This window comes from Ktedonobacter sp. SOSP1-52, from assembly GCF_016587395.1.
Genome location: NZ_BNJH01000007.1, coordinates 210,549 through 229,111, shown reverse-complemented (window position 1 = coordinate 229,111; position 18,563 = coordinate 210,549). Strand labels below are relative to the sequence as shown.

The window sequence follows — 18,563 nt, the reverse complement described above, 5'->3', positions numbered from 1 at the left end:
AGCCATATCAAGATGTAGGTACAGAAACTGTGAGATGGAAGCCGCCTTTGAGGCCTGCTCCAGCTTCGCATGTTCCACCCAGGGCTGCCACGCGCTCAGTGATGCCATGCAGCCCATTTCCCTTTGTCATGCTACTTGCCGCAGGGCCGTCGTTCGTAAGTACAAGGCGGAGTTCATGAGGATGCTGAGAAATGCTTAGGGTGCAGTGTTGAGCCCGGCTATGTTTGATAATGTTGGTGACTCCCTCACGTATCACCCAGCCCAGGACGGCTTCAATGGTGGCTGGAAGCGTGTGAATAATTTTTTCGTCACCCTCGTAGTTGTAGACAATGCCTGCTGCGGCTAAGATCTCTTGCGCCCCCTGGATCTCGCTGGCAAGGGTAGGCTGGCGATAATTGGTGACGGCCTGGCGAACCTCTTGCAGCGTCGCACGCGCAACCTGTTCAATATCCCTGACTTCAGTGGCGGCTCGCTCTGGCTTCATTGTTAGCAGGCGCCCCGCCAGCTCGCTTTTAAGCGCGATGAGCGAGAGGCTATGGCCTAGCAAGTCATGTAGATCACGAGCTATGCGCAGCCGTTCATTTATCACGGCCAGGCGTGCGATCTCTTCTCGTGCCTGGCGTAGCTCCCGGCGAATCGTCAAGGACCAGACAATGGCCCTCACGACATAGCCGACCACGATGGTAAACACGATTGACCTGCCAATGCCTGTCCAGGAGAAATGTACCAGCCAGCCGGTGCCTGCATTTAACAGGACAAGCAGGATCAGGATCAGCGTGGTTTGCCGTGTCTGAAAGCGTCCTCCAACATAGGAGGCTGTGAAGATGAAGAAGTCGAGCCAGTCGCTGGGATCGCCATGTGAGACAAGCGGAAGCGCGAAGCTTAAGGCGGCCATGCTTACCAGAGGTAGCCAGCTCCAAACATGACGACCAGGCGTTAGGGCTACCTCTTCCGTGAGGCGTTGTGCGTTCACCAGTGTCTCTCTGAGATAGAGCGTGAAGAAGAGAGCCACACCGAGGAAACTGATAAGCAGGATCGGTAGCGGTGGATGAGCCAGGTAGAGGCCTATGATGCCTGGGCTGAAGAAAGGCAGCCAGATAACCCAGATTAGCCATAGAAGGTAAGGAGAAGGGCCAAGGCCCTTCTCGACGCTTGTATTTTTGTCTGTCTCTGTGTGTGGAACTTCCTGTGTGTTTATCAAACTTCTGGCGCCTCCTTGCCCGATGATTGTTTAGCTCTATTTTACATTATCCGCATGGTTTTCTTCTCCGTGAAAAAGAGTAGCTTGATGGCTGCGGCAATGGTCCATACATTCTGGATCATCAAGATGATGATGACTGCGAGTAGGAAGGCGGTATTGAAGAGTCCCAGAGCACCCAGAACCTGGAAGAGGATGCCCAGGCCGATGGCCAGATAGCTAAAGGCGCGTGGGAGCAGGCGGGTGTTCCACAGTGCCAGGCCTTGCATCAGGAAAAGCGAGGGCGCGAGCAGGAAGACGTGAATAAAGGTATTGGTCAGATCAAAGCAGGTTTGCGCGGCTTGCAAATGACCATTGTCCCCAGCCATAACGGCCCCAATCTCAAAGGTTACCTCCGCGAGCGAGAGGGCCATAATGACGCCCGCCGTCAGGAGAGTCATACGCCCAAAGAAGCGTTGCGACGCACCAGCCAGGTGAATAATGGCCAGGCTAAAGATGATGCTGAACAGCGAACCAATGGCTTGCAGCCAGGCATCAAAGAGAATGGTGCTGTGGTATTGAATGCCAAAGGATTGTACCTGAGCAATTGTGGCGTTGGCGGCAGGCAGGGGCATAAAGGTCCATGGAGCGGCGAAGTAGGTCGTCAGGGCGATGGTTCCCAGAATGCCGCAGAGTGCAACCAGAATGTAGGTTGAGCGATGTGTAGTCATGATAAGTGCCTCCTTGCTGTATAAGCATATAGATGCTTGTTATGAGAATGCTGAATTGCTAGAGTGTTATGAGAATGCTGAAGGCTCTATGCTTCAGACTCTCTCGACAGTCCTAAGTGTAGCTGGAGGCGTTCTTTTCCGGTAGTGAAGGGTGTCATCAGTGCCTTATGACATTTGTCATAAGCGCCAGGTAGCAAATGCTCGGTAGTGACTCTATTGAGAAGTGGTATGTAAGGGAGTCGTCAAGAACATGGTGAAGGACCAGGGATGATCAGTGAGACCCAACGCCATGGCAGGAGTGCGATGCTGATATCGTTGTGGGATATTGTCAACTTAGCGAGATAATGGAAGAGCCTTTCTGAAAAGAATGATGAGAGGAAAGGAGAAGGTGGAAGGTTGAGAAGAGTGGTTTCTCTTAAGCTGCTGTTTTCCCGCTGGTTACCTCATTCCAAACCTGGAAGCGATCCTGCATGAGGGCACGAGAGACCGAGGCGTTCAGACTGTGGCGTTTGGGCCGAAAATGATCGGAGATCGGACCAAACGCAGAGAGGAAGCGTTGCGCATGGCCAGGGGATTTGAAGCGTCGCATGGTGCGCTCTCGTTGCCTGGTTGGTTGGTGCGAACGTTCCGCACAATTGTTCAAGCCCTTATGCTGGCGGTGCTCGACACTGTGCATGATGTCCCTCTTGGCGGCGGCGTAGCTAGCGAGTTTGTCGGTAATGATAACCCGCGGCACGTAGTGCAAGCCTTTGAGCAATTTACGAAAGAACTTTTTGGCGGCATGCTTGTTGCGCCGGCTTTGGACGAGGATATCAAGCACATTGCCATCCTGATCAACCGCCCGCCACAGGTAGTGGGTTTTCTCGTTGATTTTGAGGAAGACCTCATCTAAGTGCCACTTGTCTCCTCGCTTTCCATGACGGCGTTTTCAGTTCATTGGCATAGGTTTGCCCAAACTTCTGGCACCACTGGCGCACTGTTTTGAGCCTTCCCCGATTTGATAGAGTCCCCAAAGCTGAGATATACTCTAGCAAATCGGGAAAGGGATGAGCATGGCAAAGGTCCAAAAAGTTTACACGCGAGAATTCAAAGAGCAGGCGGTGCAGCTGGCCCAGACCAGCGGCAAGCCGATTGCACAGGTAGCCAGAGAGCTGGGCATCTCAGACACGTCCATTCACCAATGGCGCAAGGAACTGGCTCAGCATGGCAAAGAAGCCTTTCCAGGCAGCGGACACCAAACGTCATTAGAGGAGGAAAATCGCCGCCTCAAACGCGAACTCGAAAGAGTCCAGCAGGAGCGCGATATCTTAAAAAAAGTTGTGGGCATCTTTTCACGGGAAGTGAGATGGCGCTGCTCGCCAGAGAGGGGCATGAAAATGGGATAGAATAAGGGTGGAGAAGCGTGTGAGATCAGATTTGGTAATGGTGCCCTCAGCCCGAACGGGAAGTTGATCGATGGTGCGCGTCCAGCAGAGATGAATGTTGCCACTGCCACGAGCAGGGAGCGCGAGTAGGAAACTTGTCAGTTTTTTGCGCACCTCATGCTGATCCCAGAACATACAAGCACTTCTGCTATCCCAAAGGAGTTTGCCATGCAAGTGATCTACCAGCGCTGCTGTGGACTAGATGTCCATAAAAAAACGGTCGTCGCGACGGTCTTGATTACCTCCCCTGATGGAACAATAGAGAAGAAGACGCGAACGTTCTCCACTATGACAACCGGTTTACTGGCCCTGTGTGATTGGGTAGACTCCTATGGAGTCAGCCATCTGGCGATGGAATCCACGGGCATTTATTGGAGACCGGTTTATCACCTGTTGGAAGAGGGGCACACGATCCTTCTGGTCAACGCGCAGCATATGAAGGCCGTGCCTGGACACAAGACGGATGTCAAGGATAGCGAGTGGCTGGCTGACTTGCTGCGACACGGATTACTCAAGGCTTCTTTTATCCCTCCTCAACCCATCCGGCAGTTACGTGAACTGACACGCTACCGCAAGACGCTCATCCAGGAACGAGCGCAGGAGGTGAATCGGCTTCAGAAGGTGTTGGAGACTGCCAATATTAAGCTGGCAGCAGTCGCGACTGATGTGATGGGCAAAAGTGGGAGGGACATGCTCGATGCTCTGATTGCAGGGACGACTGATGCTGAAGTCCTTGCCGAGTTGGCGAGAGGGAGAGTGCGCAATAAGCTACCCCAGTTGCAACAGGCGCTGGATGGGCGTGTAGAGAGGCACCATCGCCTCTTGCTGCGGCTCATCTTGGAGCACATTGACTTTTTGGAGCACACCCTGGCGCAGTTGCAACTGGAGCTGGAGGAACAGTTGCGTCCCTTTGAGGACGCCATGCAGTTGCTTATGAGTATCCCTGGTATCCAGGCGCTTGCAGCAGCAGCTATTCTGGCAGAAATTGGGATTGACATGTCGCGCTTTCCTTCAGCCAAGCACTTAGCGTCCTGGGCTGGTCTGTGCCCAGGCAATCGACAGCGTGGAGGAAAACGTCTGAGTGGCTCCACGACACAAGGCAACCCCTATCTGCGGGCCATCCTGGCTGAGGTGGTTTGGGCGATCTCCCACACGAAAAACAACTATCTCTCGGCTCAGTATCATCGTCTCGCTCGTCGCTTAGGCAAGAAGAAAGCCGTGGTCGCGGTGAGCCACAGCGTGTTGGTTATCATCTATCATGTCTTGCAGTCTAAGATGCCTTACACCGATCTGGGAGCTGATTATTTCGAGAAACTCGATGCGTCACGGATTGAGCGACAACATGTTCGTCGCTTGGAGCAATTAGGCTATACCGTCACCCTGACGCCAAAGGAGGTGGCGTAGTCTCTGGAGGATTTTCGTAGGAATCCAAGTGAAATATCAGTTTCTCGAGCAACACAAGCAGGAATTTCCCATTGTCGTCATGTGCCGAGTGCTTGGTGTCTCGGAAAGTAGCTTTTACGCTTGGCGAAAGCGTCCCACCTGTCAACGCAAACGGGAAGATGCCCAACTCACAGAAGAGATTCGACAGGAATTTCACGCTCATTGTGGTAGATACGGCAGCCCACGCCTGCATGCCGAGTTGCGTGATCAGGGACGCAGCATCTCCCGTAAACGGGTGGCCAGACTGATGCATGAGGCAGGATTGTGTGCCAAACGCAAACGGCGTCGTGTGCTTACCACACGCCGGGACACCACTCATCCTGTGGCTCCTAATACCTTAAACCGGGATTTTACGGCACCAGAACCCAATAAAAAATGGGTAAGCGACATCACGTCTATCCCTACCGCACAAGGATGGCTCTACCTTGCGGTCATCTTGGATCTCTATTCACGAATCGTGGTGGGATGGTCGATGTCGGCGAGCTGTGATGAAGATCTGGTGGAGCATGCACTCGATATGGCTCTCACTCGCCGCCGCCCCAAGAGTGGACTCCTGCATCATAGTGATCGAGGGAGCCAATATACTTCGCGAGCGTATCGTCTCATTTTAGAACAATCTGGGATTATGGTAAGTATATGTCACGAAAAGGCAATTGCTGGGATAATGCAGCAATGGAGAGTTTTTTCGGTTCATTGAAAGAGGAATGTGTAGGCAGCACCATCTATACATCTCATGAGAAAGCGCGTCTGGCGATCTTCACGTATCTGGAGGTGTATTACAATCGCATTCGCCGCCATTCGACGCTTGGATACGTGAGTCCACTTGTCTATGAACAGAGGGCTCTGCAACAGGCAAAGAAAAACGTTTGACGTAGAACGTTTATTTCTCTATACTAAGAATAGTAACGTTACATTACGTTACGTAACGTTACGTAGAAACGGCAGACATTCTCCTCGGCTCCAACCTGGAGAGACTCTACGAAAACGGGGCAAGCTCAAACCCTTGCGGCCAAGAGGATGGACAGCGACGGCAGGAGAGAAAAGGAGGGCAGTATCATGATTGCAGAGAGTGCATTGCCATCGTTACAGGCTCGCATTGCTGTCTCCTGGCTCTCTTTCCTACTCGATAGCGTGCTTGCTCTTGTGGGAACACTGTGCATGACTGGTCTCATCTCTGTGTTTCAATTGTACCCACGTATCCCGAACATTTCGATTCTCTATCTGCTCATTGTACTAGTATTAGCCAGCACCCGCAGCCTGTATGCAGCCATTCTTGCTTCTGTGGTCGCCTTTCTTTCCTTTGACTACTTCCTCATCCCTCCCCTCTATGTGTTTACCATTGATCGACCGGAGGAATGGATTGCGCTCTGCATCTTTCTCATCGATGCGCTCCTGATCGGACAGTTGACATTTTTGTTGCGTCAGCGGGCGCAGGACGCGCATCGACGCGAACAAGAAACCCATATCCTCTATGATCTGGTTCGTACCACAGTGGAAGAGCGGTCCCCTGAGCAGCTCCTTCAGACCATTGTACATATGGTGGTGAGGGTCTTTGGCTCCTGGGGCATTCGCTCTGGGATCTTGTTCTTGCCCGATGCTCAGGGGCAACTCATCGTTCAAGCAAGCGCACCCCTCCCACCAGAGCACATTACACTCACGCCAGAGGAATATGCTGTGGTGCAGCAGGTGGTCCAGACAGGTCAATACCACACCTTGCACGAACATATGCCTTCACGAACGAAAGACCTGGACACGGAACAACAGGGGAGGCATTTCCAACGGCGCGAATCTGCGAAGAGCGTTGAAAAGAGCAATGAAACGCGCCTGCACTGTTTCCCCTTGAAGACAGGCGGGAAGATGCTGGGAGTTCTGTGCCTGCGCCTTGCTGGAGGACTCCTCGAGCACATCGTTGATTCGTCCCTCCAAGAGCAGAGTGAACGGATCGATGCTCGCCTGGCCTTTTTCTGGACGTTTCTTGATCAAGTCACCTCTGTGATTGAGCGCGCACGTTTACGTCGTGAGACACTGCATATGGAAGTACTGCGCCGAACGGATGCCTTGCGTACGGCTCTGCTTTCATCCGTTTCACACGATTTACGAACCCCCTTGGTCACCATCAAAACCGTCGCGGGGAATCTCTTGCAACACGATGTCCACTGGGATGAGAACGCCAGGGAGACGTTTGCCCAGACGATTGAACGAGAAGCCGATCGCTTAAATCGCTTTGTGGGCAATTTATTAGATATCTCGCGCATTGAAGGAGGGGCACTGAACCTGCAGAAGGAGCAGTATCTTCTGGAGAGTGTGGTCTATGAAGTGTTGGAACAGCTCGATCCCGTGCTCAAGGGCCGAACTGTGCAGGTTGCTCTCCCTGCTGATCTCTCTCCTCTCACCTTTGACTACCTCCACGTGACCCAGGTGCTGACGAATCTGCTCGAGAATGCAGTGCGCTATAGCCCGCCAGGATCTCCGCTCGATCTACAGGTGCAGGTGACGAACCAAGAGGTTGTGATCTGTCTGGGTGACCGGGGGCCAGGCGTTCCCGAAGAGGAACGGGAGCGGATCTTTGAGAAATTCTATCGTGTCCTGGTTCCAGGGAAGATGATTCCCGGGTCGGGAATAGGGCTGTCTGTCTGTCGGGGGCTTATTGAGGCGCACGGTGGGCGGATCTGGGAAGAGAATCGGGAAGGGGGCGGAGCATGTTTCTTTTTCACATTGCCACGTACCACAACGGAGGAGCCATGCTATGACTGAGAGAGGTGCACGTATCCTGCTTGTGGATGATGACCGAGAAATTATTCGCGCTATTCAGAGGAGTCTCGTGGCGCTGGGTTATGTGGTGTTCACTGCAGGGAGCGGGCAGGAGGCGTTGCACATGGTCAACAATGACCGACCTGACCTGATCATCCTGGACCTGGGGTTGCCTGATATGAACGGATTGGAGGTATGCAAGAAGATTCGCGAGTCTTCCGCGCTTCCGATTCTCGTGCTCTCGGTGCGTGAAATGGAGCGCGACAAGGTACAAGCATTTGATCTGGGAGCAGATGATTACGTCACGAAACCCTTTGGGTTACAGGAACTCCTTGCCCGTATACGTGTCGCATTGCGTCATGCCGCGCGTCCCGCTGCGGGCGCCGCAGCAGTCGCGACGATCGGTCCGTTAGCCGTCGATTTTACGCGCCGACAGGTGCGCGTGCACGGACAAGAAGTGGTGCTGACGCCCACCGAGTATGACCTGCTCAAGGTGTTCGTGCAGCATCCCGGCAAGGTCCTGACTCGCCATATGCTCTTAACGCAGGTCTGGGGCACGCACGCGAATATGGAGCCCCACGCCCATTCGCTCCATGTGTACATCGGGCATTTGCGACGCAAGATCGAGCCAGATCCCAGGCGGCTCCGTTTTCTGTTCACGATCCCTGGCGTTGGCTATCGTTTTGCCGAGGAATAGCTCCCGTGCTCGTCGCTTGGCAAGAAGCCACTGGTCAAGCTGCGATCCTTGAGCGAAAGTCAGATATAGCTAGCCATGCTATTGACAACTCTTCCTGGTGAGCTTTCCTATGTCTGCTCGTCTTGCAGGCGCGGGAAGAGCCTAAGCGCATTCTTCGACGCAATCTGCGTGCGCTCCTGCACACTCCATCCTGAGTAGGTGGCGAGTCCATTCACCGCAGGGCGGACCCCGATATCGTGATCCGGGGGATAATCGGTGCCGAATAGGATGTGTGATGTTGGTATCAGCCGTTGTATGGCACTCAGAACCGTGCTATTTGCTGAAAGAGCCGTGTCGTAATACAGCCTCCGAAGCTGGCTCAATGTGCTCTCCAGGCTGGTGTGCAGGAGTTGCTCACTGGTTTCAGGAGCGAGTGATACAGCCTGCTCCGCTTGGACATTCTGCAAGTGTGCCATGAATACCGAGCGATCGAAAAGTCGTTCAGCAAAGAAAGGGGCAATACCACCAGTATGTGAAAGGATGATACGACATGCGGATAGCGCGAGAACGTCCCAGAGAAGATGAGATTTGCGACGGCTCTTGTGGTATCAAAGGGAAATTCGAGGACAGCGCTTGGTATCGATGGAATGGGAGAACCGGGGTTGTTGCCAGTGGGAAGTGTGCTTCCAGTCCAGACGGTCGGATGCACGTGAACAACAGCCGCTCGTCGATCCAGTTCCGCAAAAATGGCCTCGAAGCGTGGATCTCCAAAATAGATGCCCATGTAGTTCGAGAGCAGCTCGATTCATCAGCATGGAGTATATCCAGCGCAGAACGGATTTTCGAGAGCGTTGCCTCGATATCGGGTAGCGGGAGGGTGGCAAAGAATCCCAAGCGTTTGGCTAGTGTGCGACACACTGTGCTGCGAACCCGTTGAGTGACCGGACCATGTCACGATGCTTTGTCGCATCGCCAAAGCACCATCCCGGCAAGAGGACGGAGAGCAATGCGGCATCGATGCCTGTTCGATCCATGATGGCCAGCGAGTCTTCCGGCGTCCATTGCGCCACCCGCCGCCGAAGATCGAGACCACCTACTCCAACGACACCGGCCCTGGCTCATTCCTCAATAGACGATAAGGTGAAGAGGTGGTGGTGCACATTGATGGAATGGGAGCGCATTGCTTTTCTTCCTCCTTTGCGAAGAAGCCTATCCCTGACAAACCAGCTATTGCTGGACCATACGAATAGCGCTTTTCAGCAGGAGAACAGTGTTCCCTTGCTGAAAAGCAGCGTGCCCCTCTTGAGAGAGAACAGGGATACCAACATCATTCTGTCCCTTTGGAGATGAGCACCGTATCACGCCTGCGATTCGTTCACGATCTCGACTCGCCCTTGCCCTCCATCCACGATCACCCAGTCTCCGGTTTTCAGTCTGGTGGTGGCGTTGCCACATCCCACCACAGCGGGAATCCCAAGTTCTCTTGCGACAATGGCGGCATGGGACAATGGCGCTCCGATATCAGTGATAATGGCCGCTGCCCTGGGGAAGAGTGGCGTCCATCCTATATTGGTCGTGGCTGCCACCAGAATTTCCCCTGTTGCAGCTGTTCTCCGTCTTCGGGGCTGCTCAGCAGACGTACGCGCCCTTCTCGTCTGCCGGCAGATCCAGCAGCGCCTTGAAGCGTTTCGGCGTCAGAGACGCGAACTTCCGGCTCCGTGGCATCGTAAAAATCCATCCGTCTCTTAGGATCATTGGCCCAGGTGAAGGGATCGAATCGTCCCCGGATGATGGAGGGCAAAGGTGGGAGCGCCTGATAGCGTTCGTAATTGGCTTTTCTTGCGGGCATCCATTTCACGGCTGATGCGCTGCCTGCAAGAAGCGCTTCAATTTCATCAATATAGAGGAAAAAGATATCTCTCTCCAGTCCCGTCAATTCGCCTGCTTTTCGAGCAAAAACACGAAGCGGGCTGCTTCCCGCAGTTGAGCACCTGCAGATGCTTTGGCTAAGCGTTTCTTCAACCAGGTTGCCTTCTGTGGGAAACGTTGCTGAAAGCGCTTGAGCGCCTCTTCATAGCGGATTTGCTGCGCTTGCAAAAGTGCTTCCACATCCACATCCGCCTTGCTCGCCTCATTGAGTTGTTTTTCCAGCCAGCTCTCATCTTCTACGGGATTGGGGTGTGATAATTCATATTCATGAGGACCTCGATGACCATAGTGTTGCAGGTAGTCCTCCTGGCTCATTGTTCCTTTGCGGACCTTGGCGATGCCGACGACTAGCCCCAGGCTTGCCAATCCGGAAGCTCCTCCGAGATGAGAAAGCAGCGTCCTCGCATCATCGGGTCCCATCAATTGAACCAGCTTGTCCTCGAAGGTGGTCATCATCCCCAGTTGAAGCGCTCCGGCTCCCGCACTCCACCAGGCCTTGAACACAGCAGGTTCGACAGTTTCCTTCCAGAAGGAGAGCAGCTCTTGCTTCGTCTTGATGTTGTCAAGACGTGTTTTCATCATTTGACACCACTGTGGTGTCGCTTGGAGAAACTGAGGCAATTGTCGAGAGGCGATGAGTGTTTTTGTGGTGACATGCAGCATCCTGGGGATCATCTCAATGTGTGTGGTGTTCCAGCGAAACCATATACGATGGCTCACGGCAGGGCTCTCAGCACTGGAAGAGGATCTGCCGCTAAGGTTGCAGGGAAAGGGCTTCTTCGCAAACACGAAGCCGTATGATGCTCGCCAAGGGGCAATCAGTCCCTATGGCAGAAAAAGCGTTGTCAGAAACCTGTGAAAAAGCCCGGTGAGATCGCCTCTCTTTCAGGATTGCAGGAACGCGTGCATCTTGGCTCGAATCTCGTCATCATGGGAGCTAAACCACATCAGATGACTCTCAGCCTCAGAGACAAAGAGTTGCGTCTGGGGAATATGGGTGTGCGCATAGGTGGCATGCGATGCATCAACTAGACCATCATATTTGCTTGTGATGATGAAGACTGGAGCCGTAATACGGCCCAGATCTCCGCAGTGGTGATGGATATCGTGGAGAAAGCCTGATCCTGAGCGCGAAGCCAGCAAAAACGTCAGAGCAGCGTGCTGCTGGACAGGGCTCATCGTGGCCAGGACCTGGTCGGGAGACAGCCTTGAAAGCCCTGGGAGCATACTCTTGAGCGCCACCTGTGGAGCAACGCGTGCCAACCCTCGAAAGGCCGCCCAAACCCACCGTTCCGTGAGAGGGTTGAAGCCGACATAAGTCATGAAGCGGATCATTCCACTGGCATAGCGGCCACTCGTCGCCGCATTTTGCAAGATCACTTTACTCACGCGTGTCGGCGCACGGCCTGCCAGTTGTAAAGCGGTCGGGCCAGCAGCTGAGATTCCAACGACGATCACCTGCTTGATGTGGAGCAGATCCAGGAGGAGAATGAGCGCGTCGGCAAAGGCTTCCGCCGTTCTACCCGTGGAAGAGGGAGTCTTGCCATATCCTGGTCGTGATGGAATGAGCAATTGGTAGCCATGGTCCACGAAGAACTGTTGGTGGCCCAGTGGCGAGTCGCAGTTGGTGTGTCCACCATTGAGCACGAGTACGGTTGGGCCGTCATGACCCATGAGACGATATTCAATCGGCCCCTTCGCTGTTTGAGCAAGCGTTTTCATCGGCGTTCCTCTTTCCAATGACCCAGATGCGCTTGAATGAATAGGTTGCTCACCATCAACATGATGAGAAAAAACGCGGTGTCAGTGTTCCTGTGATTCCAGGTGCCTCTCCTTCTTCTCCTTTCCCCTGCCCCAGACGCCATGGTGCCGATAGGTCTGGATCATCCAGACCACAAAGCTGAGTTCGATGATGCCGACGCCCGCCCGAAGCAGGCCATACCAGACAGGATAGAGTGAGGAAAGCACGCCTGTAAGTTGTGCGATTTCGACGGGAATCTGGATCAGAGAACCGGTAAAGGCAACGAGCATGAGCCAGAACAACCAGCGCCAGTGCTGCACAATGCCATACATGAGCACCCCAATCATGACGATCAGTGCTGTCAGAAACAGGATAGCTGGCAGGGGGTAGCGCTCGGTTGCCGCTGACGGAGGCCACAACGTTGTGGTGTAGATAGACGGCTGGACGGCAAAGATGATGAGCAAGCTTAGGAGAAGGGTGCCAAAGAAGATGATCAACGCCTTTTCTAATGGCCGCATCGAGTTATTGTGCTGTGTCGTCATGTGCGCTCTCTTTTCCTCTCTAGAGGATCGGCTGAAGAATGGGAAGCATGTTTGGATTGTTTCCACAAAGCGAGCCGAGGCTTCCTTCGCTTACTCTTTCTGCTCCTCACCTGTCAGGGGCTTCTGCATGAGTCCGTCGAGAATGAGCGTGGTGAGCACCTCGGGTAACTCCTCCCACCGTTGCGCAATCTCCTGATCCCCTAATAACTGCAACATGAGCAGACCAAGGAAGGTTGAAGCGATGGCTCGTACAGTGAGCGGCATATCAAGAGGGCGCACTTCGCCCTGCTCCTGCTGGCTTTGTGCGTGCAGAAAGCGCTCACCGACGGCAATGGTGGGTGCCAGAACGTGTTGGTAATAGAGCTCACGCAATTCACTGTTGACCAGCATTTCTGGAAGGACGGCTCGAAAGACCTCGGCATTGGGCCAGAGCAAGGACATCCGCTGACGGACGTATGCGAGAAAGAACGACCGGAGATCTTGCTCGCTCCCCTGCGCAAACTGCTGTTCTCGCTCGGTTGTTTCGTTGAGACGATTGAGGATCGCGAGTAACACAGCCGTTTTGCTCGCAAAGTAGGTATAGATGGTTCCATCGGCTATCCCAGCCACGCGTGCAATGTCCTTAATGGTCGCTCGGTGAAATCCCTTCTCCGCGAAAACCGTGGTCGCGGCATCTAAAATTTGCATACGACGGGCTGCAATGAGCATCTCTTGAATCGGATCTCTCTTCTCTACCATACATTCCACCCCATTTCTGCTGAATGAATATATAAATATTTGAATGAATAACTATTCAAACAAAGAGTACCCTATAAACAAGGGGATTGTCAAGGGAAACGCTCGAGTGCTTGCCACCGTTTTCAATGATGCTGGGAAGAAGCGCATATCGAGTCAAAATAGGCACACAGAGCGATGGTCGCGGATCGTGTTTTTCCCTCTCTTGGCAATCGACCTTCACGGATTGCTCCGTGCGCTCCTGTCCGCTGGCTTGCAGCCCTCCTGAGGAAATGCAGGTCCTTCTCAACCAAAGGACGGTTTCTTGATATGAAACTGAGAGAGAGGGGCCTCTTTTTGAGCGTTTATTGAGCATTTTCAGCGTACACTACAGAAGGGAACGTTCCGAATGAAGGCGACCAGTGAGCGGGTTTCAGCCTTCTAGACATATTCCTTCTTTGCCACTTGATGCTGTATCTGGAAAGGAGCGCGTGTAGTATGAAGGCTATCGAACGTATTCCTCAGCTTGAGCTGCCACCCCGTATGCGCTGGCAGAAGATCGTACTGGATACCGTATTCGCGATTGGAGGCGTATTGATCATCACGGGGATCATGGCCCTTCTCCAACTCTATCCGGCGATTCCCAATATCTCGATGCTCTACCTGTTGCTCATCTTACCGTTGGCGACATTCCGTGGTTTCTATCCTGCCATTCTCGCGGCCATTTTGGCCTTTCTTGCCTTTAATTTTTTCCTGGTGCCCCCCTTGTATACCTTTGTGATGCCAGTGAGTGAGTGGCTGGCACTCGGCATTTTCTTGCTGACAGCATTAGTGACCAGCCAACTTGCCACAATCAGCCGTCAACGCGCCCAACAGGCCTGGCAACGCGAGCGGGAGACGCGCGTGCTCTACGAGATGATGCATGCTGTCAACAGTAAAATCACATTCGATGAGCAGCTTGATGTGATTGCGCTCTCTACTGTCAGAATTTTTTCCCCTTGGGGCGTGCGAGAGTGTGCACTCTTGCTCCCGAATAACGAGAAGCAACTTGTGGTACGTGCTGATGCGCCCATTCAAATTGAGGCATTTACTTTCTCACCGGAACAGCAACATATTGCGGTGCAAGTCATGGCTGAGGGGAAAAAACGCACAGTGCCAAGTGCTCTTGTTTCGTCTGGCGAACCTGCACTCTTGCATCTGCTTCCGCTTCAGGCGGGAGAACAGCGCCTGGGAGTGCTCGCGCTCCGTGTCAAGCAGGAGCAGGGGCGGTTTGCCCGCCTGGAGCACATGCTTGATGAACGGGAGCGTTCGGACAATCAAAGTTCCTTTTTCTGGACGTTTCTGGATCAGGTGATCTCAACGCTTGAGCGGGAACGGCTCCGTGCGGCAACGGCTGGGTTATGACAGCCGTTGAGAAGACATTCATCGAGGAGCTAGCATGTGTGTATCACCACGCCCATGTTCATCAAGGCGAGGTGGAGATGTGTTCAACCACTCCAGGAGAAAGTTGTCTCATTGCACCGTTGCTCTTGTATGAGCGACTCTTCGTTGTCACCATCCATACAGAAGGGCGGTATTTTTGATTTTCACCCATTGGTGCGCGGCCTTGGCATGATCTCTGAGAGGCGTTCTTCGTTCAATTCCACTATTGAACTGGACGAAGAACAGTTCATTGAGCGATAGATGTCAGTCGTGTGGAAACGATCCAGGATTTTTGAAAGAAGTGCCCGCCGAGCGGTGATGAACATGCTGCTGAAGGGAAGGCCCAGCTACATCGAACGATAGTTACCATCTTTGATGGGATCTCCTTCTCTGTCAGGATATGCGTGGATTTCTTACACTGTTCTCAGGCAGTGCAAGAGGTTTCCTCCACGGGGCTCAAAGACCCTTACCATCGTTTGAGCAGATGAGTCACCTGTCCTGCTGGTGTGTGTTGTACCGAATACGATCTGGATTGATATCGCCCTCCAGCCCATCTTTTGTGGATGGCAACACCGTATCATAGGGACACAGGAGGTGCCAAATGCCTGGCAAGGTCTCTCGCCCATGGGGCCAATACACGTATTGGCGATGTGGTACCTGTTCCTGCTGTGCGAGACGTTCTGCTCGTCCAAAGGCTTCTTTGGCACCTTGATCCTGAAGGTACGGATCAACGATTTCAAGTAAGCGAGGGGCGGTTCTCTCTCGTTGTGGTGTGCAGAGGTAGAGAAACAGGAGCGGGCGCTGCCCCTGCGCGCTTCTCACGGCGGCCTCACTCACCGCCTCGTTTTGCTCCTCCCCTTCAAGGAGCACAGCAACAATTGCTTGGGGTTGTGGCTCCGGAAGGCGGGAGAGTGCGACTGGGATAGGCAGCATGCCTCGCTGCTGAATACGCCTGATATTCACATACGCCACCACCATCCCAACGACGGTCGCGCCACCACCAAACGCTGTTGCCAGCGGTTTGGTGACCAGATTGATGCACCAGGCTGAGGCGACCAGGAGCGTCGTCACGAGACCCAGAAAGAAGTTGATACGAAACCATATCCCGATCTTCTGAGGATGAGATGGAATCTCATGCGTGTGTGCTCCTTCAAGCGAAGAGGGCGATGGTGGCAATGCCATTGGTGAAGGAGTTTCGACACGCGGAGCGTGCCCATTCAGCGATGCTTGCCCCTGTCTGCTGCTTTGGGGACCTTCCGGAACTCCTGCAGTGTGCCGGCGGGTGATGTGCATTATGTGCCGCCAATCTCGCCGACGCACAATATCTAGCCCAATGCAGGTAAGCGTGAACGCGCCAAGCAAGCCAAAGGCATACATATCCCCCAACACGACGATATTGCCCGACACCAATAGAAGTACAGCAATAGGAATACCAGCTGCCAACGCGATTGCCACATGAGGTGTCCCCCGAAGTCGATTACGCCGCAACACAACTGTGGGGAGAAATCCCATGCGGGCCAGGGCGAGAAAGACATGGTAGGCCCCAATGATGGCAGTATTACTTGCAAAGATCAGCAACGCGCTCGCACTTAAGGCGAATTCAGTCTGCAGAAGTGGCCTCCCCCCATTTGCCTCCCAGGAGCGAGATAAGCTGCGTTGACAGAACTGGGTCCTGGGCGGCTGCTGGTTGTAACATCGTGGAGAGCATGGTTCAGAGCCGCAACGAGGCTCACCTTTGCGCTCTCTTGAATCCCAATCCAGTTTAACAGACCCAGGAGGACAAGGATCGCAATCGTGATGGCCAAGATGGTAGCCTGGATGGGCCCCACTCCTGGGATCATGAGCATAGTCCCTAACGAGGGCAGCACAACGCTGAGATATTGAATACCCGAGAGGGAACTAATGGCTGCCGTGAGAAAATAGTCGACAAGAATACACATGCCGCCCAGAGCTCCCAGCCAGGGATTGATGGCCTGGGCAGCGACGGTGACCACGCCTCCTCCTTGAGGGAAACGATGGGTTACTTCTGTATATTTGAAGGTGAGCAAAATAAATACAAGCAATGTCAGCGACACAAAAAAGCCTGCTAAGCCCTGGACGGTTCCGTAGAGAATTCCCGGAACATAATAAATGGATGTGCCAATATCGGCAAAGACGACGGCCCAGCAAAGGATGGGACCAAGCAAATGTTGCTTGTGCCCCGTCGTTATTTCATGCGTCGGTGCAGACGTTGGAGTCGTTGTCATTTCGTGTGTCACGGGTAACATGCTCCTTCTGTTTCAAAGCATCCCGCTCCGGTCACGCGTCCGCATCCTCAGTGCAGATGCCATGCATACGCAAAAGAAGTGGTGTACGTATGTGCAGAGCTATGGAGGGTACTATCTGCTGCTTGCCAAGAACAATCAGCCCCAGTTGTATGAAGATCTCAGGGACTTCTTCGAGGAGAAAGATGCGCGATGGCATGAATGGCAGTATGCCACAACCACGCAAAAGGGACATGGGCGTCTGGACAGGAGAGAGCTCTGGAGCAGCACCCAAATGAATGCTTGGTTCGAGCAGCAATGGACAGGAATCGCCCAAGTCTTCCGCTTGCGGAGGCACAGCACCACGCTCAAGGAAGGAAAAACCCGAGAGGAAGTGGTCTACGGTCTGACGAACTTGCCGCCAAGTAAGGCCAATGCGGCTCGTCTGCTTCAGCTCCAACAAGCCCATTGGCACATCGAAAATTGCCTGCATTATCGGTGTGATGTCACGATGGGCGAAGACGCGTGTCAAGTGCGTCTAGCCGATGCTCCAGCAGCCTTGGCAGCTCTCAATGGAGGGGTGCTTGCCTTGATGGATTGGTTACAGGTCAACAATGCGGCTTCTGCCATGCGTCATTTTTGTGCCCAACCTCACGAGGCCTTGCAACTCCTGTGTGGCAGGTTATCGCGGTAGGACAGGTAAACCGAAAAGCCCTGCCGTAGAGCAGAAAGCCCTGCCGTAGAGCAGGCGGCGAGCAGTCTCACGGCTTTTTCGCAGCGGCCCAATTATAACGACCCGCGCAATCGAGTCGGAGATGTCTTGAAGACGCTCTTTGAGCTTCAAGCCATCGGCATCCAGTGGTGGTTTCCCATCATTGGTGAGAGCGCTCCTGACTGCCAGGCAGTAGCCGCGCACTGCCTCGGCCTCCTCATCCGTGCGCCCCTCCAGGACCCGTTCAATCGGACGGACTCCGCGTACCTGTTTTTGAGTTCTTTTTTCGCATGCAGGTCTGCGGCAGCAATCGGTTTGGCGGCCTCACGCAGGTAATGAAAATGACAGAGTTGATGGGGAATACCCAGCAATACGCTCGCCACCGCATTGCGGATGGAACGTTGCCCATCGGTGATCACACCTGCAATAGGGATGTTGAGCTGCTGGCACACACTCGCTGCTTCCACAAGCAGCGGAACCAGATCTTTCTCTGTGGCTCTCAACAGACTCCGCGCCACCAACACCTCTCCTGAACAGCAGTCGCGCAGCACCCACAACACCTCGTGTCCGACATCTGGCTGCAACCCGTCGAGCGCCAGGATGACCTGCTTCAGGTCTTTAAGCCGCCCGCGCAACCGCTTGTGGTTGGCCAGGTGCAACGTCAGTAGTTCTTCAGAACGATAAAGCTGATCGGTCACTGTGCGCTGGGCTAGCACGAGACCTCGTTGGAGCAATTCCTCATGAATCTGTGGGATACTGCGCTGCTGCTGATAGCGGAGCGTCCCCACCAGGGCAATCATATCCAGGCCGAACTCTCCGTGCGGCAATGCCCATCCGCCTTCTTCCTCTGGTCGCGTTGGCTGGTGGAAACGCGCACATGTGGCGTTCCGGCATCGATACGCTTTGAGGATAAGACGCGTGACCCCTTGTAAAGTTGTCACCGTTCGGTGACTGTGATGGCCCATACGCATTCGATTACCACATTCCCAACAGGTGATCTGAAAGGGTGCCAGCACCACCTGTCGAGAAGCTTGCGGACGTGCTTACTTTCTTGCCAT

General features: G+C 53.8%; 20 protein-coding genes and 2 pseudogenes. 9 read left to right on the top strand and 13 right to left on the bottom strand.

All coding sequences use genetic code 11. The features are described from left to right. Nucleotides 1–7: 7 nt before the first annotated feature. The 3 genes and pseudogenes from JMJ16_RS50510 to JMJ16_RS50500 form a co-directional block, all read right to left on the bottom strand. Complete coding sequence (locus JMJ16_RS50510) at nt 8–1,201, bottom strand: sensor histidine kinase (RefSeq protein WP_201394024.1); 1,194 nt, start codon at nt 1,199–1,201, stop codon at nt 8–10. Nucleotides 1,202–1,242: 41 nt separating this feature from the next. Beyond that, nucleotides 1,243–1,908, bottom strand: a complete 666-nt coding sequence (locus JMJ16_RS50505; protein ID WP_201394022.1) for a hypothetical protein — start codon at nt 1,906–1,908, stop codon at nt 1,243–1,245. A 415-nt stretch (nt 1,909–2,323) separates the two neighbouring features. Then, nucleotides 2,324–2,891 (bottom strand): annotated as a pseudogene (locus JMJ16_RS50500) (IS6 family transposase); the annotation flags it as partial. A 69-nt stretch (nt 2,892–2,960) separates the two neighbouring features. On the opposite strand from JMJ16_RS50500, the gene JMJ16_RS50495 reads away from it, so the two are divergent. From JMJ16_RS50495 to JMJ16_RS50470, 6 genes are all read left to right on the top strand, one after another. Then, a complete protein-coding gene (locus JMJ16_RS50495; protein ID WP_201393965.1) occupies nt 2,961–3,293 on the top strand; it encodes a transposase in 333 nt (110 codons plus the stop codon). Between the two features lie 207 nt (nt 3,294–3,500). Continuing rightward, nucleotides 3,501–4,736: an IS110 family transposase gene (locus JMJ16_RS50490; RefSeq protein ID WP_201393967.1), complete on the top strand. Its 1,236-nt coding sequence runs from the start codon at nt 3,501–3,503 to the stop codon at nt 4,734–4,736. A 28-nt stretch (nt 4,737–4,764) separates the two neighbouring features. Beyond that, the gene (locus JMJ16_RS50485) at nt 4,765–5,472 is read left to right on the top strand and encodes an IS3 family transposase (protein WP_201394020.1); all 708 of its coding nucleotides are present in this window, start codon (nt 4,765–4,767) and stop codon (nt 5,470–5,472) included. Beyond that, the gene (locus JMJ16_RS57720; protein WP_374229189.1) at nt 5,412–5,645 is read left to right on the top strand and encodes an IS3 family transposase; all 234 of its coding nucleotides are present in this window, start codon (nt 5,412–5,414) and stop codon (nt 5,643–5,645) included. Before JMJ16_RS50485 ends, JMJ16_RS57720 begins: the two co-directional genes overlap by 61 nt. Nucleotides 5,646–5,831: 186 nt before the next feature. Then, a complete protein-coding gene (locus JMJ16_RS50475) occupies nt 5,832–7,529 on the top strand; it encodes an ATP-binding protein (RefSeq protein WP_201394016.1) in 1,698 nt (565 codons plus the stop codon). Then, a complete protein-coding gene (locus JMJ16_RS50470) occupies nt 7,522–8,223 on the top strand; it encodes a response regulator transcription factor (protein ID WP_201394014.1) in 702 nt (233 codons plus the stop codon). The genes JMJ16_RS50475 and JMJ16_RS50470 overlap by 8 nt, the downstream gene beginning before the upstream one ends. A 107-nt stretch (nt 8,224–8,330) precedes the next feature. Here the strand turns inward: JMJ16_RS50470 and JMJ16_RS50465 are convergent, their stop codons facing one another. After that, nucleotides 8,331–8,669, bottom strand: a complete 339-nt coding sequence (locus JMJ16_RS50465; RefSeq protein WP_374229188.1) for an amidohydrolase family protein — start codon at nt 8,667–8,669, stop codon at nt 8,331–8,333. 489 nt (nt 8,670–9,158) lie between these two features. Here JMJ16_RS50465 and JMJ16_RS50460 point away from each other — a divergent pair, with 489 nt between their 5' ends. Continuing rightward, the gene (locus JMJ16_RS50460) at nt 9,159–9,341 is read left to right on the top strand and encodes a hypothetical protein (protein WP_201394012.1); all 183 of its coding nucleotides are present in this window, start codon (nt 9,159–9,161) and stop codon (nt 9,339–9,341) included. Between the two features lie 219 nt (nt 9,342–9,560). On the opposite strand, the gene JMJ16_RS50455 is transcribed toward JMJ16_RS50460, so the two are convergent. From JMJ16_RS50455 to JMJ16_RS50430, 6 genes are all read right to left on the bottom strand, one after another. Then, nucleotides 9,561–9,788: a PEP-utilizing enzyme gene (locus tag JMJ16_RS50455; RefSeq protein WP_201394010.1), complete on the bottom strand. Its 228-nt coding sequence runs from the start codon at nt 9,786–9,788 to the stop codon at nt 9,561–9,563. Continuing rightward, nucleotides 9,767–10,138 (bottom strand): hypothetical protein, encoded by a 372-nt coding sequence (locus tag JMJ16_RS50450; RefSeq protein WP_201394008.1) that lies wholly within the window; start codon nt 10,136–10,138, stop codon nt 9,767–9,769. Before JMJ16_RS50450 ends, JMJ16_RS50455 begins: the two co-directional genes overlap by 22 nt. Beyond that, nucleotides 10,135–10,851 carry a hypothetical protein gene (locus JMJ16_RS50445; RefSeq protein WP_201394006.1) on the bottom strand — a complete coding sequence of 239 codons (717 nt, stop codon included), beginning with the start codon at nt 10,849–10,851 and terminating at the stop codon, nt 10,135–10,137. The genes JMJ16_RS50450 and JMJ16_RS50445 overlap by 4 nt, the downstream gene beginning before the upstream one ends. 165 nt (nt 10,852–11,016) lie before the next feature. Then, a complete protein-coding gene (locus tag JMJ16_RS50440) occupies nt 11,017–11,853 on the bottom strand; it encodes an alpha/beta fold hydrolase (RefSeq protein WP_201394004.1) in 837 nt (278 codons plus the stop codon). A gap of 81 nt (nt 11,854–11,934) precedes the next feature. Continuing rightward, nucleotides 11,935–12,414 (bottom strand): hypothetical protein, encoded by a 480-nt coding sequence (locus JMJ16_RS50435; protein WP_201394002.1) that lies wholly within the window; start codon nt 12,412–12,414, stop codon nt 11,935–11,937. A gap of 90 nt (nt 12,415–12,504) precedes the next feature. Next, on the bottom strand, nt 12,505–13,152 hold the full coding sequence (locus JMJ16_RS50430) for a TetR/AcrR family transcriptional regulator (protein ID WP_201394000.1): 648 nt from the start codon (nt 13,150–13,152) through the stop codon (nt 12,505–12,507). A gap of 474 nt (nt 13,153–13,626) precedes the next feature. Between JMJ16_RS50430 and JMJ16_RS50425 the strand changes: the two genes are divergently transcribed. Beyond that, nucleotides 13,627–14,532, top strand: a complete 906-nt coding sequence (locus JMJ16_RS50425) for a DUF4118 domain-containing protein (RefSeq protein ID WP_201393998.1) — start codon at nt 13,627–13,629, stop codon at nt 14,530–14,532. A gap of 507 nt (nt 14,533–15,039) precedes the next feature. Here the strand turns inward: JMJ16_RS50425 and JMJ16_RS50420 are convergent. Next, complete coding sequence (locus tag JMJ16_RS50420) at nt 15,040–16,128, bottom strand: APC family permease (RefSeq protein ID WP_201393996.1); 1,089 nt, start codon at nt 16,126–16,128, stop codon at nt 15,040–15,042. Between the two features lie 11 nt (nt 16,129–16,139). After that, nucleotides 16,140–16,808 (bottom strand): amino acid permease, encoded by a 669-nt coding sequence (locus tag JMJ16_RS50415; RefSeq protein ID WP_201393994.1) that lies wholly within the window; start codon nt 16,806–16,808, stop codon nt 16,140–16,142. Here JMJ16_RS50415 and JMJ16_RS50410 point away from each other — a divergent pair. Next, nucleotides 16,723–17,487: an ISAs1 family transposase gene (locus JMJ16_RS50410; protein WP_307813461.1), complete on the top strand. Its 765-nt coding sequence runs from the start codon at nt 16,723–16,725 to the stop codon at nt 17,485–17,487. The two genes, JMJ16_RS50415 and JMJ16_RS50410, sit on opposite strands and share 86 nt — an antisense overlap. A gap of 102 nt (nt 17,488–17,589) precedes the next feature. Here JMJ16_RS50410 and JMJ16_RS50405 read toward each other — a convergent pair. Then, nucleotides 17,590–18,470 (bottom strand): annotated as a pseudogene (locus JMJ16_RS50405) (ISNCY family transposase); the annotation flags it as partial. Nucleotides 18,471–18,563: the final 93 nt, after the last annotated feature.

Excerpts from the sequence above, each read along its gene's own strand:
- JMJ16_RS50430 (WP_201394000.1), bottom strand. The coding sequence starts at position 13,152 with ATGGTAGAGAAGAGAGATCCGATTCAAGAGATGCTCATTGCAGCCCGT.
- JMJ16_RS50490 (WP_201393967.1), top strand. The coding sequence starts at position 3,501 with ATGCAAGTGATCTACCAGCGCTGCTGTGGACTAGATGTCCATAAAAAA.
- JMJ16_RS50460 (WP_201394012.1), top strand. The coding sequence starts at position 9,159 with ATGCTTTGTCGCATCGCCAAAGCACCATCCCGGCAAGAGGACGGAGAG.
- JMJ16_RS50440 (WP_201394004.1), bottom strand. The coding sequence starts at position 11,853 with ATGAAAACGCTTGCTCAAACAGCGAAGGGGCCGATTGAATATCGTCTC.
- JMJ16_RS50495 (WP_201393965.1), top strand. The coding sequence starts at position 2,961 with ATGGCAAAGGTCCAAAAAGTTTACACGCGAGAATTCAAAGAGCAGGCG.
- JMJ16_RS57720 (WP_374229189.1), top strand. The coding sequence starts at position 5,412 with ATGTCACGAAAAGGCAATTGCTGGGATAATGCAGCAATGGAGAGTTTT.
- JMJ16_RS50475 (WP_201394016.1), top strand. The coding sequence starts at position 5,832 with ATGATTGCAGAGAGTGCATTGCCATCGTTACAGGCTCGCATTGCTGTC.
- JMJ16_RS50505 (WP_201394022.1), bottom strand. The coding sequence starts at position 1,908 with ATGACTACACATCGCTCAACCTACATTCTGGTTGCACTCTGCGGCATT.
- JMJ16_RS50425 (WP_201393998.1), top strand. The coding sequence starts at position 13,627 with ATGAAGGCTATCGAACGTATTCCTCAGCTTGAGCTGCCACCCCGTATG.
- JMJ16_RS50435 (WP_201394002.1), bottom strand. The coding sequence starts at position 12,414 with ATGACGACACAGCACAATAACTCGATGCGGCCATTAGAAAAGGCGTTG.
- JMJ16_RS50410 (WP_307813461.1), top strand. The coding sequence starts at position 16,723 with ATGGGACCAAGCAAATGTTGCTTGTGCCCCGTCGTTATTTCATGCGTC.
- JMJ16_RS50470 (WP_201394014.1), top strand. The coding sequence starts at position 7,522 with ATGACTGAGAGAGGTGCACGTATCCTGCTTGTGGATGATGACCGAGAA.